The organism is Actinomycetota bacterium (genome assembly GCA_018333515.1).
GTDB lineage: Bacteria > Actinomycetota > Aquicultoria > Aquicultorales > Aquicultoraceae > Aquicultor.
In genome coordinates this window covers 1-12813 of sequence record JAGXSZ010000010.1, presented here as the reverse complement: position 1 = coordinate 12813, position 12813 = coordinate 1, and the positions used below count along the sequence as shown (strand labels likewise).

Annotated in this window: 13 protein-coding genes; all 13 read right to left on the bottom strand. The window is 53.3% G+C overall.

Features of this window, described 5'->3' with window-relative positions:
• Position 1: 1 nt before the first annotated feature.
• The gene (locus KGZ93_02765) at positions 2–340 is read right to left on the bottom strand and encodes a small basic family protein (protein MBS3908543.1); all 339 of its coding nucleotides are present in this window, start codon (positions 338–340) and stop codon (positions 2–4) included.
• Positions 341–1069, bottom strand: coding sequence for a DUF881 domain-containing protein (locus tag KGZ93_02760; GenBank protein ID MBS3908542.1), 729 nt, complete (start codon positions 1067–1069; stop codon positions 341–343).
• Positions 1070–1535: 466 nt separating this feature from the next.
• The gene (locus KGZ93_02755) at positions 1536–1781 is read right to left on the bottom strand and encodes an SHOCT domain-containing protein (protein ID MBS3908541.1); all 246 of its coding nucleotides are present in this window, start codon (positions 1779–1781) and stop codon (positions 1536–1538) included.
• Between the two features lie 230 nt (positions 1782–2011).
• On the bottom strand, positions 2012–2509 hold the full coding sequence (locus KGZ93_02750; GenBank protein ID MBS3908540.1) for a YajQ family cyclic di-GMP-binding protein: 498 nt from the start codon (positions 2507–2509) through the stop codon (positions 2012–2014).
• Positions 2496–3344, bottom strand: coding sequence for a helix-turn-helix domain-containing protein (locus KGZ93_02745; GenBank protein ID MBS3908539.1), 849 nt, complete (start codon positions 3342–3344; stop codon positions 2496–2498). The genes KGZ93_02750 and KGZ93_02745 overlap by 14 nt, the downstream gene beginning before the upstream one ends.
• 174 nt (positions 3345–3518) lie before the next feature.
• A complete protein-coding gene (locus KGZ93_02740) occupies positions 3519–5699 on the bottom strand; it encodes a DNA translocase FtsK 4TM domain-containing protein (GenBank protein MBS3908538.1) in 2181 nt (726 codons plus the stop codon).
• Between the two features lie 8 nt (positions 5700–5707).
• A complete protein-coding gene (locus tag KGZ93_02735; GenBank protein ID MBS3908537.1) occupies positions 5708–6526 on the bottom strand; it encodes an undecaprenyl-diphosphate phosphatase in 819 nt (272 codons plus the stop codon).
• A 116-nt stretch (positions 6527–6642) separates the two neighbouring features.
• Positions 6643–8316, bottom strand: a complete 1674-nt coding sequence (locus KGZ93_02730) for a ribonuclease J (protein MBS3908536.1) — start codon at positions 8314–8316, stop codon at positions 6643–6645.
• A gap of 144 nt (positions 8317–8460) precedes the next feature.
• The gene (locus tag KGZ93_02725) at positions 8461–9246 is read right to left on the bottom strand and encodes a 4-hydroxy-tetrahydrodipicolinate reductase (protein ID MBS3908535.1); all 786 of its coding nucleotides are present in this window, start codon (positions 9244–9246) and stop codon (positions 8461–8463) included.
• A gap of 288 nt (positions 9247–9534) precedes the next feature.
• Positions 9535–9765: a hypothetical protein gene (locus KGZ93_02720; GenBank protein MBS3908534.1), complete on the bottom strand. Its 231-nt coding sequence runs from the start codon at positions 9763–9765 to the stop codon at positions 9535–9537.
• 227 nt (positions 9766–9992) lie between these two features.
• Positions 9993–10613, bottom strand: a complete 621-nt coding sequence (locus tag KGZ93_02715; protein MBS3908533.1) for a response regulator transcription factor — start codon at positions 10611–10613, stop codon at positions 9993–9995.
• 139 nt (positions 10614–10752) lie between these two features.
• Positions 10753–11574: a hypothetical protein gene (locus KGZ93_02710; GenBank protein MBS3908532.1), complete on the bottom strand. Its 822-nt coding sequence runs from the start codon at positions 11572–11574 to the stop codon at positions 10753–10755.
• Between the two features lie 98 nt (positions 11575–11672).
• A partial coding sequence (locus tag KGZ93_02705; protein MBS3908531.1) for a phosphoglucomutase/phosphomannomutase family protein occupies positions 11673–12813 on the bottom strand: 1141 nt, incomplete at its 5' end.

The following is a 12813-nucleotide window of genomic DNA, read 5'->3' as shown; positions in this document are numbered from 1 at the left end:
GTTACTCCCAGTGACGCTTCTGAAAATAATGTCTCCGCACAAGCGCGAGATTCTGGAACAAGCGCACGCCAAACGCGACCACCGCCGCGAGATAAAGGTCTACCCCCAGACGGTCGCCGAGAAAGACGATAAACGCCGCAAGCAAGGTGTTGCTAAAGAAACCCGTGAAAAACAATTTATCGTTAAATTTCATTTCGAGGCTCGCCCTCAAGCCGCCGATAGCGCTATCGAGAGCCGCCAACACCGCAATACCCAAGTATTTCGAGTAGACAAGCGGTATGGGGATGTTCAACACTAGTCCGAGCGCTATTCCGGCAAGTAGTCCAATAAGAGGCAGCACCTAGTCTCCTCCTTCAACGACCTTTGCATTTTCAATCAATAAACCACCTTTGTACGCAGGGATAACTACATCGTCTCTTTGTTCTATCTTTTTTACCAAGCCATAGTAATTGGCGACTTCATTTAGGAGTTGCCGCGATTTCTCATCCGCATTCAGGGCGCTTACAAGCTTTTCGGAATCGCCTACCGCCCGAATCTTGAATGGAGAGACCAGCCGCGTCGAATTGACCAAGACCGTGCCGCCGGCGCAACGAATAGACGATAGCGACGTCAGCCTCTGCCCGTTGACGGAGACTGCTAGCGCCCCGCCCGACCATAGACTGTTGACAACTGTGCGCAGGTCGTAGTCGTGGATGACATAATTGTTCGGGTCCCCGTCCTTCGGATACTGGGGGCTGTCCGCAAGGGTTATAATGACGCCGCGACCGATGGCCGGCACCAGACCCGTGGCCTTCCGCGTCTGCTCGAGTTCGCTCGTATAAGCCGTCAGCATTCCCTCGTTCTTCGCCGCGACTTTCTCGTAATTCTGGATTTGCGCCCGGTCGGTCTCAATCTGTTTCTTGAGCGCGTCTCGGTCGGTCTCGAGCTGCCGGATTTTTCCTATCAGGTCTTCTTTGCGCGGCGTGTTGAGGGCCTGCTGATACTTCTGCTGTGTGTTAAAAGACGTCGCTAATAATAGGCCAAGAACCAGATAGACTAAGACCAACGATATATGCCAATTACGTTTCAAACCAACACTCCGCCCGAACTTGATATTACACCAGTATATACGATAATAAGGGTGCTTAGAATATACTATGACCAGTATTCCCGTAAAACCTCGACGGCTAAAACTCGGCTCGATTCGAACGCGGGCTTGACCGCTATAAATACACGCGGGTTATCATACCGACACGCGGGTTGGAGATGGCGCATGTCTCCCAAAACAAATAAACCCGGACTTATTTTAACGGCAAATATTTTTGTTGGGAAGAAGTTTCGACGTCGATAAGCCGGTTGATAAGCGCCTGGTTGGCATCGTTTATCAAACTCGGCCCGCTAATAAACCGCAATCCGCTAATATGTTTAATAGCGCTTCCCTGGGGAGCGGGATCCGCGGCCGCGTCTTCGTCAAGGGGCACTTAAAGCGATAATGCCGACTCAATAAAGCGTATAGACGGGCTTTTAGCCTGCCCGACTATTCTTCGCCCGGCTCATTAACCCTCCAGCTCACGCTTTTTGGTCGTGTATTCTTCGGTATCTATTTCACCGCGCGCATAGCGCTCTTTCAATATGTCGAGTGCCTTATTGCCGCCGGGTTCACGAGCCGGAGCCGTACCGCTACCACCCAACACTTTTACAAGGTACACGATGCCTGCGATAAAGAGACCCCAAAACAGAACCATCACGAATAACATGAACACTCCTCCGAAGCCGAAACCTCCATCCCATCCCCACATCATCACGCTTCACCTCTCTTTAAGCGCGGTCTTCTCCCAACCGCTTACCTTTATTTACCCGCTGGGGAATATGTGCTAAACCGAACCCGCAATTATTCCATGCGATGTCCCAACGTGACTCCAGGCGATATTAACGCGCGGGCTACTAAGCCGAATAATTTTTGGAAGTGCTGAATTTGAAAATAGAATTATAAATATCCTGGTAACCGGGGCTGAGGAGGTCTGACCCCTTGTTAACGGTAGTTGACGAACTGGAGCGGTATGCCGAAGTCGTGCTCTTTTACCGCCTGAATCACCGCTTGGAGGTCGTCTTTTACTTTGCCGCTGACTCGGACTTTCGTCCCTTCGATGGCCACCTGAACCTTTAGTTTCAAGTTCTTGATAAACTTGTTGATTTCACGCGCTATCTCGATATCGATTCCCTGCTGAATCGTCGCCGTCTGGCGCAGCGTTCCCCCGGAAGCCGGTTCGGGTTTCTTATACTGCAGGGCTTTAATGTCGAGGCCCCGGCGAATCATTTTCGTCTGAAGCACATCGTTGACGCTCCGCAGTTTATAGTCATCGTCGGCGTCGATAACGACCTGTGCCTCAGTCTTATTCCAGGTAACGGCGCACTTCGTACCTTTGAAATCGTAACGCGTCGATATCTCTTTGTTCGCCTGGTTGACCGCGTTATCGACCTCTTGCAGGTCTATCTCTGAGACTATATCGAAAGAGCTATCTTTTGGCATCTGAACTCCTCTTCGTAAATGTCTTCTCCGCTATTCCATTGACGGTTTCGAGTTCGGTTTGTCTCTTGCCGTTAAACATGACCTCGAGGGCGCTGACGTTGCCTACGCGAACCTTGACCGTCTCGTCACCTTCGAAGAGTTTGGTCTTACCGTCTTCTATAATCCCCTCGAACGCTTTTTCACCGTCTACCGTGACACGGACCCAAGAGCCGCCGTCTTCAATGCCGGTCAGCTTGACCGTCACGTCTATCTTTCCATCGCCCTTGCCGTTCTTCTCGGTCGTCGTTGTCGTCGACGAGGCGGCCGTTTTTTTCGAATCACCATCGGCGGAAGTCGTCGCGGCGGCTCCTTTTTTGACTGTGGTATCGGTCGTGGCGGCGGCTACGGTCGTATTCGTCGTAGACCTCGTCTTTATGTCCCTGACCACAACGCGTTGCTCATCGGATGTACTAGAAACCCGGGCGCCCCAAGCTATCAACGAGACGAAAACAACCGCCGCGACACCGAGCGCGATAGCCGGCTTAAACCATTTCGGCCGCCGCTGCTGGGCGATTCTCATGTTCGATGATACCGTGCTAATATCGTACTCGTCTTTTTGCTCATGGAGCCCTTTAAATTGTTGGACCAGCGGCTCCGCGTCGAGTCCGAGATAAGACGCGTAAGTCTTTATAAACCCCCTGCAATAGATTTCGCCCGGCAGGCAGTCGAAATCGTCGCGCTCAAGGGCTTCGATGTATTTTCCCCTGATTTTTGTGTCCAGCTCGACCTCTTTGACGCTTTTGCCGAGCTTCCTTCGAGCTTCAGCTAAAGCCTCGCCAATCGTGCCATCAGTCATTAATTACCCCCATGCGAAAGAAAGACTCGTTTGGAATTCTATTTCGCGTATATATCATATATATTAATGGCTCAAACAAGAAAGGTGTGTATCCCACACCAATCCAGCGACTTGCTATCCTTAATAATTTAGCACAAAACTCTATTCGATTAAAGAAAGCATTCCCCCCGATTCCTACTTATCATCTTTGCCCATCAACTCGTCGAACTCTTCGGCTGAGAGAAGCACCGCCCGCGGTTTGCTGCCCTCGTAGGCGCCGACGATGCCCTTGGCTTCCATCATATCCACAAGTCGCGCCGCCCGTGAGTATCCGAGACGCAGGCGCCGCTGGAGCATCGAGACCGAGGCCTGACCCGCGTTGACCACCACCTTAATAGCATCGTTTAGAATCGGGTCGTCGTAATCGAAGCCGAACGCGGAGCGCTTGTCTTCGAGTATCTCCTGGCGGTACTCCGGTTTTGCCTGCTTCTTACTGTATGTCGTGACCAGCTCGATTTCCTGCTCGGTCACGAACGCACCCTGAATTCGGATGGGTTTCGACCATGACGGCGTCGAGTAGAGCATATCGCCTTTGCCGGTAAGTTTTTCGGCGCCGGGTGTGTCCAGAATGACCCTGGAGTCGATCTGCGACGATACGGCGAACGCGATGCGGTGCGTAATATTCGCCTTGATGAGGCCGGTGATGATGTCGGTGGACGGGCGCTGCGTCGCCACTATCAAATGGATGCCTACCGCTCGCGCAAGCTGAGCGATACGGCATATCGCATCCTCTACCTCACCGGCTGCCACCATCATCAAATCGGCCAGCTCGTCGATGACAACGAGCATATACGGCATCAAAGGCAAATCCTTCTCCTTCTCCTTTGAGATTATCTTATTATACTGGTCGATATTGCGCGCCCCGACTTCGGAGAGCACCTGAAAGCGGTCTTCCATCTCGCCTACGGCCCACGTAAGCGCCGTGGCGGCCTGCTTCGGGTTGGTCACGACCGGCGTTACTAAATGCGGTACTTCGGCGTAGAGATTGAGTTCTACGCGTTTGGGGTCGATAAGAATCATCTTGACCTCATCCGGTCGCGCCCGCGACAGAACCGACATCAAGATGGCGTTGACGCATACGCTCTTGCCGGAGCCGGTAGCGCCGGCGACTAGAAGGTGCGGCATATCGCCTAAGTCCGCGAGAATCGGATTGCCGGAGATATCTTTTCCTATGCCGACGGTAAGAACACCCTTCTCCTTCTCGGCTTGGGCGGAGTTCATAATATCGCCGAGGGTCACGATTTCGCGATACTGGTTAGGTACCTCGATGCCGATTGCGGACTTGCCCGGAATCGGCGCTAAAATCCTGACGTCGGCTGTGGCTAAAGCGAGCGCGATATCGTCTGATAGGCTCAATATGCTGTTCACCTTGACGCCCGAAGCCAACCGCAGCTCATATCTGGTGACTGTCGGGCCTTTTATGACCTTTGTGACGCGAGCGTCTACATAAAAATCGCTAAGTACTTTCTCCAGCGCCTGGCTGTTTTCTTTCACCCCTTTACTGCTCTTAAAGCCGATACCCGTGGTGCGCTTTAGAAGATTGGTCGACGGAACCATATAGTTCGTGGCGCCTTCGAGTTCTTTATCAATATCGATTTTAAGCTGTGTGGTCTGTTTATTCAGGAGGTTTTCGTCAATTGGGGGCGGCTCCGGCGCCGGCCTCGGTTCCGGCTCGGCCTCGGCCTCGGCTTCGTAGATAACCTCCTCGTAGACTTGCGTTTTCTCAGCCCTGAAGGGCTTGAGCTTTACGTTCTTTATCCCGTCCTTTTTAGCTTTTACTTTTTCATCGAGCTTTTTGCCGGCTACCTGGCCCTTCTCGGCGGCGGCATTGAGTAAAGCGCCGATTGAGACGCCGGTGATAAGAACGGCGCCGGTGATTACCGCGCCGGAAAATATGATATAAGCGCCGACATCGGCGAAGAGCAGCCGCACCACATATGAGACACTAGCCCCGAAGACGCCGCCGTACTCGAAAAGGCGCTCCCTGACGAAGTGCTCTTCCATGGGAACCCGCAGGTGGACGATGGAGAGGCCTCCCAGGAATACGAGCATGCCGCCGATGGCCAGAACCTGGGATTTCAAGTCGACTTTGCGCATGATAAGGCCGAAGCCCGCCCCTATCATGCCAAACGGGACCGCGTAGCGCGCCAGGCCGAAGAGCCACATGAGAACTTGCTGGACAAAGCGCCCGGCGATTCCGGAGGCCTCCGAAAAGACACTGACGACAAGCAAGATACCGACGGTAATCATGGCGATTCCGTAGACCTCTTGCATGTGCTCTGACTGTTGCTTCGTTACTTTGGTCGCCCTTGCCACGATTCCCCCTATTTAAACGATGTTGTGACTAAGGTTATAGATCCAAGGGCAAAACAATATATCGCGAATACATACAAGCTATGCTTCTTAAGATAATCGATAAAATACTTTATTGCAAAGTAGCCGCTGATGCTCGCGGTAACGAATCCCGCGACCAGCAAGACGATGTCGACGTCGGCTGTTCCCATCGATAACGCCGTCACCTCTACGGCCGTCCCCGCTAATATAACCGGTATCGACAAGAGAAACGAAAAGCGGGCCGCGGCTTCGCGCTCCAAGCCCCTGAACAGACCCGCGGCAATCGTGCTGCCGGAGCGCGATATTCCCGGAAGCATCGCCAGGCCTTGCGCGAAACCGATAAATACGGCGTCGCCGACTCCCATGTTCTCGGCCTTCACATCCCGCTTACCTATTTTTTCGCTAACTACCAGCAAAACTCCTGTCACAAGGAGAAAGGTCCCCACCAAACCGGGCGATTCCAGGGTCCGCTCTAAAAATCCTTTTATCAGGATGTAGACGAGGCCGACTGGAAGGGTTCCTATAACGATATACCAGGCGAGACGCCGGTGTGGGTCGTCCCCGATGCGACGCTCGAAGATGCTCGCGAAAAAACCGCGAAGCAGCAGCTTGACATCGTTGCGAAAAAAAGCGAGTACCGCCACGAGGGTTCCAAAGTGGACTATGACATAATAGGGGACGTTTTGGACTTCGTCGATGTTCCAACCCGCATAATATGGAAATAGAATGAGGTGCGCCGAGCTGCTTATCGGCAGGAATTCGGTCAAACCCTGGACTAAGCCTAAAATCAATGCTTGTAGTATCGTCATTGCCGCCTCTTATCTGTGATTATCGGTTTAATATTCGCGTTGGCGTCACGGCGAACTAAAAACGCGCCCCCGCCCGCCTGTCGCAGGCACAAAAACTTCCGTGACGGCGCTTCGCTTTAGACCTCGACTATAATCGGCATAATCATCGGACGCCGCTTAATGTTGTCATAGATAAAGGCGCTTAGGACTTTGCGAACGTCGTTTTTGAGAACCGCCCAGTCCGTTATATTCTCTTTCGAAGTTTTCTCTAGGGCCCTTATCACGCGCTCACGAGCCTCATCGAGAAGCGCCCCCGATTCGCGGACATAGACGAATCCGCGGGTCACCAAGTCCGGACCTGCTATCAATTTGCCGGTCTGTTTATCTATCGTCACGACGACGATTAGTATCCCGTCATTCGATAGCTGCTGGCGGTCGCGTAAAACGACATCGCCTATATCACCGACGCCAAGACCATCGACGAGAATAGCCCCGGCGGGCACTTTCTCTTTCATGTAAGCCTTACCGTTCTCATCGAACTCCACAACGTCGCCGTTTGACGCTACGAAGATATGGTCTTTCGGAATCCCCATCTCCTCCGCGATTTCCGCGTGCAGTTTGAGGTGCCTGTATTCTCCGTGAATGGGAATAAAGTATTTTGGTTTCACGAGGTTCATCATCAACCTCAGCTCATCCTTCGCCCCGTGACCCGATACGTGAACCCCGGATATGGAATCATAGAAAACGGAGGCTCCGCACCTGAAGAGGCGGTCTATCGTCTGGGAAATCGATTTCTCGTTGCCGGGAACCGCGCTCGCCGAGATGATGATGGTGTCTTCACATGTAATATCGACCCATTTATGCTCACCATTGGCCATTCGCGCCAGCGCCGACATCGGCTCGCCCTGGCTTCCGGTAGACATCACACAGAGCTGCTTCGGCGAATAACGTCTCATCTCCGCCGGATGTATCATCATCTTCTTCGGGATTTTCAAGTAGCCGAGCTGTGATGCTATCTCGACATTGTTTGTCATGCTAAGCCCGGTTACCGCTAATTTCCTGCCGAACCGGTGCGCCGTATCGATTACCTGCTGTATGCGGTGGATGTGCGAAGCGAAGCTCGCCACTATCACCCGACCCTCGGCCTTCTCGAATATCTTATGGAGCGTCTCACCGACAACCCTCTCCGACGGCGTATACCCCGGCGTCTCGGCGTTGGTGCTATCCGACATCAGCGCCAGCACGCCCTTCGAGCAGAGCGACGATATCTTATCAAACCCGATAACATTGCCGTCGATGGGGGTCTGGTCGAGCTTGAAATCGCCGGAGTGGACGACCAGACCGACCGGCGTATGGATGGCGACACCGACTCCGTCGGGGATAGAGTGGGTCATCCTGAAAAACTCCAGCTTAAAACAGCCCAGCTTTACGGCATTATTCGGGTGTATTTCAATCAGCTTGGTCGAACCGAGCAGATGGTGCTCTTCGAGTTTTCCCTTGATGAGGCCGAGTGTAAGACGAGTCCCATAAATCGGCACATTCACATCCCTTAAAAGATACGGCAGGGCGCCGGTATGATCCTCGTGGCCATGCGTGATAAAAATTCCCTTTAGCTTGTCTTTGTTCTTTCGCACGTACGCAAAATCGGGCAGAACCAAGTCGATTCCGAGCATCTCGTCCTCTGGAAACATCAGCCCTGCGTCGATAAGCATCATGTCCGGGCCGTATTCGACGACAAACATATTTTTGCCGACCTCTCCCAGTCCACCAAGTGGAATCAGGCGAAGGCGCGGCTTATTGTTGTTAGCCATATGGCTTGCTTCACTCCCTAAATCGAATTATCAAAATTTATCTAAAATCAAATACCCTTCATTCTCGCACAATCCGCACGCTTTGAGCAAGGAAGTCGGGACGGGCGGGCGGTCCAGGCGCGGCGCGGTTGGTCGAAGAACTCGTTAGAGGTCCATGATTTTGTCGAGGCCGATGGTTACGCCGGAATATTCCCGCACGGCTTTGACGGCCATGAGGACGCCCGGCATAAACGAGGTTCTGTCTATCGAGTCGTGGCGCACGGTCAATATCTGCCCGACGCCGCCGAATACGACCTCTTGATGCGCGACGAATCCGGGGAGACGAACGCTGTGGACGCGAACATGCTCGTATTCGCCCCCGAGCGCTCCCGGCAGGATTTCCTCGGATTGGACTTTAGGCCCTTTTATTTTCGGCGCTATCAACTTCGCGGTCTGCATCGCCGTCCCCGAGGGGGCGTCCCGTTTCTGGTCGTGGTGAAGTTCGATAATCTCGGCCCTGCTCATATAGCGCGCCGCCATCTCGGCGAACTTCATCATCAACACCGCGCCGATAGCGAAATTCGGCGCGATTATCGCGTTTATCCCGTTGTCGGCGCATAATTTCTTTATCTCGACCTTGTTGTCGTCGCTCAAGCCGGTCGTGCCGACTACGATATGGACATTGTTCTCGGCCGCCGCGCGTATATTTTCCATCACCACGCCGGCGAACGTAAAATCGACCATCACCTTGGCTTCCCCGCCCTCCAGCGCATCGGCCAAACCGGTTATCTCTATGCCGACCGGCGCCCGACCTATCATCGTACCTATGTCGCCGCCGACTCCTTCGACATCGACCGCACCGTATAGCTCCGTTTCATGGTCATCCAGGACCGCTTTGCAGACTTCCTTGCCCATCTTACCGGCGGCGCCCGAGACGATGACTTTAATCATTTAAACTACCTCCGCTATTCTTACGCACAATCACGACAAATATATATTCTACAGTATCGCGTTATTTATTCCTTAAACAACCACGTCAAACTCTAATTATTTTAGCAGCCTTACCTCGATTAAGCCATAGCAATACGGCGTTTACGCCCTCGGCCGCCTGTAGAAACAGTGATACGTGCCGGCGGCGGCAAGACAGTGTCGCGCTATATTTCGAGTAATTCGGGTAGAGAAAGAGCGTGTCGCTCAATATTGAGTAAGCAGGGTCTATCCGCCGGCTCGGCGAAACTTCTAGCCCACGAGCAGAGGCCTTAAGACCATGTCCGCGCGGACTAGGTCGCAGCCGTGAATGTAGATATCGACCGGCTTAAATTCCGCGAGTTCCAGATAGTCGGCGATTACTTCATCATCCCTCGCTGAAGCCACCCTAAATCGCACCTCCGCACTTTCGAGAATCTTCATGATGGCCTGTGCGTCCGCCATGGTATAGGATGTGTGCAGTTTTACGGTCTCGTTTGTCATGATAAACCCCTCCGGCTATTTGCTGGTCCAATGCCTTGAATAAGTGCGGCTGTCGAGTCTCACGCCTCTCGAATCACCTTCGCTTACCGCGGCATACGCGGATATTAGCTAAGAGTCTACGGGAAAATTAGCCGTTCGTCTGTCAACCAAAGTCCTAATTTTAGCGATATTTAGCCGAATAAGGGGCTCGCTTCATCAATAACCGCAATCTTGGGGGTCTAAGGGAGTTAAAGTTCGGTGGGCAACGACTGCAACATCGCTTCCGGGCGAGAGGAGACTCCTAACTTCCTATAGATGCTGGAAAGATGGTTTTTGACCGTCTTCTTCGATAGGTACAGGGTCGCGGCGATCTCGGCATTGGTCATGCCTCGACGCAAGAGCGTGAGGACTTCTGATTCGCGGGGTGTGAGACTCTGCCGTCGCCCGGCGGCGGCGAGCAGTATATGGGTTTCGTCAATGTATGTTCGCAGCCGGGCTGTGGACGTCTTGACGCTTTCGATCTTCTTCATGACGCTCGCCGGATATCCGAAAAACAGAACCACCAAAAAGAACGCGACATAGTTCGAGAGCAGCGAATCAATCTGCCGGCTGCTGACGACGCCGGCCACCAGCCCCTCATTGACGACGAGCGCAAAAGTGTAATAAGCGCTGAAGGCCGCAGTCGCCGCGACGCTCGTTCTCATGCTCACAAAAAACGGGAATACCATCAGGCAGGTGTAAGCGTACATATAATAGGAACTCTTCCAAGCGCCGCCGGTAACGGCGATAAGCGCTCCCGCGATAAGCAGGTCGACATGGAGCAAGCGGGGACGATCTCTGACAAACTCGGTGACGGTGCCCCAAAACATCGTTAGCACAAAGACATACGCTATTAATCCCAAGAATATCACGGGCGGACCGATATCCAGCCCGAGCGCCTGAAGTATCGCAATATGCAACAGTGCGGCCCAGCGCAAAATGAGCAGATATACTAAGTTGTTTCTAACATCAAATAGCTTCTTTTCCATGTGTGACCAACTTCAATATCGCGTCATCCCTTGAGATGACGCCGAGTTTCCTATATGAACGACTTAAGTGGGTCTTAATAGTATTTGTCGATATCTCGAGATCTCGCGCGATATCCTCAATCCTCTTCCCATCGAGCGCATGTAATAACACCTCTTGCTCGCGTGGCGAAAGGTCGCTGGTTCCGAGCATTGCCGCGAGTCGCTCGGTCGCCGACTTGAGTTCGCTTCCGACCTCGACTCTACCGGTATTCGCGATATCGAGCGCCGTGAGTAGACTCGACAGATACGCGAATGATAAGGCGGTCAAGTAATAAAAGGTTATATCGGTAACGAGATGTTCCCCCTGTTCAACAATGTCGGCAATCGCGTATCCGGCATTGTGCACGACCCACAACAAGACCAAACTCTGGGCGGAGGCAAAGATAAGCGCGCCGCGATAAGCGAATATAAAGGACCCTATCATCATGGTGGTAAAGGCGTATAGATAGTACGGGCTCGCGAAACCGCCCGTGCCGGACAACAGGTAGCAACTGAGAGCGACATCGATAGCTAACAGGTAGGGGTGTGACTTCAATATCGGCAAAATTTTCGCTCGAGAACTCACGACAAGCGCGTTATAGGAGAACGCCACAGCCAACGGCACCAGCGCCATAACCGTAATCCCCGATATGGTTAATGCGGCGACTAGCGCCAGCGTCACTATCCGGTACCAGAAAAGAAACGAAGTTATCTTCTCTCTCACTTCGAGAGAGGCATTGTCGCTCGATATCATAGATTCGTCGATGCCGTATTGTGGACGCAATAGCCTTACCCTCTATGGTATCAAGGACTGAACCCGCCATCAATGGCGTTTCCAACGTCTAACCTCATAATCGAGAGCATCCCGGTTACCGCGATTTTTTACCCGGGCTGGGGTGCGACGACCTTCGAAGCATAACTCTCGAGCGCGCTGAAACGCGCTTTGTCACGGGATTCGACATAGATACGGACCAACGGCTCGGTTCCCGACGGACGCGCCAGCAACCAATCCCCGCTCTCCAGCACCAGCTTGATACCGTCGACCGTGCGCACCTCCACGACCTTGTCTCCCGATATATCGGCCGGCGGGTTGTCCCTCAGGCTCTTTAGAACCTCATCCTTTTTGTCCGCCGCCAAATGCAAGTCAAGCCTCGTCGTGTAGAATCTGCCGTATTTCTCGTATATCTCGGCAAGTATGTCGCCCAGCGATTTTTCCTCATACGCTACCGTCTCGGCCAAGAGCAGGTCGGCCAACAACCCGTCTTTTTCGGGAATATGACCCAGAATACTCAACCCCCCGCTCTCCTCGCCCCCTACGACTACCGCGCGCTCCATCATCACCTGCGCGATGTACTTAAAGCCGACCGGCGTCTCGACGACCTCAATGCCGTAGTCCCGGGCGATTTCGTCGAGGAGGTGGGTTGTCGCTACGGTACGCACAAGACAGCCCTCGACGCCCCGGTTCTTCAGAAGATGTACCGCCACCAGGCTCAATACCTGGTTGGCCGTTATATAAGTGCCGTCGTGATCGATTGCGCCAAACCTGTCGGCATCACCATCGAGCGCCAAACCTAAATCCGCTTCGCTCTTGAGGACGCGGTCGCGCAGCTCCGCAAGGTGTTTTTCACTGGGGTCCGGATACGAGCCCCCGAAAAGTGTGTCCCTAAAGTTGTGTATGGTATCAACAGCGCAACCGGCCTGCGCGAGCACCTTATCCATCAAGCCCTGCCCGGCGCCGTACATCGGGTCGAGAACGACCCGCAGCTTCTTCCGTCGCAATCTCTCGAAGTCCGCGAGGGACGATATATGCTTTACATATTCCGTATAGGGGTCGATGTCGCGCACGAGCGAGGTTCCCTCGACGGGGGCTTGGAGAATGCGTCCGCTCGCGAGTATCCGGCCTATGAACTCTTCTATCTTGCCGGTTATCTCGGGGCTTGCGGGACCCGCGTACTCGGGGATGAATTTGATACCGTTATACTCGGGCGGGTTGTGGCTTGCGGTCAACATTATTGCCCCCGCC

Coding starts and splice junctions, on each gene's coding strand:
- KGZ93_02755 (MBS3908541.1), bottom strand. CDS start 1,781: ATGATGTGGGGATGGGATGGAGGTTTCGGCTTCGGAGGAGTGTTCATG.
- KGZ93_02750 (MBS3908540.1), bottom strand. CDS start 2,509: ATGCCAAAAGATAGCTCTTTCGATATAGTCTCAGAGATAGACCTGCAA.
- KGZ93_02745 (MBS3908539.1), bottom strand. CDS start 3,344: ATGACTGATGGCACGATTGGCGAGGCTTTAGCTGAAGCTCGAAGGAAG.
- KGZ93_02735 (MBS3908537.1), bottom strand. CDS start 6,526: ATGACGATACTACAAGCATTGATTTTAGGCTTAGTCCAGGGTTTGACC.
- KGZ93_02730 (MBS3908536.1), bottom strand. CDS start 8,316: ATGGCTAACAACAATAAGCCGCGCCTTCGCCTGATTCCACTTGGTGGA.
- KGZ93_02725 (MBS3908535.1), bottom strand. CDS start 9,246: ATGATTAAAGTCATCGTCTCGGGCGCCGCCGGTAAGATGGGCAAGGAA.
- KGZ93_02720 (MBS3908534.1), bottom strand. CDS start 9,765: ATGACAAACGAGACCGTAAAACTGCACACATCCTATACCATGGCGGAC.
- KGZ93_02715 (MBS3908533.1), bottom strand. CDS start 10,613: ATGTTTTGGGGCACCGTCACCGAGTTTGTCAGAGATCGTCCCCGCTTG.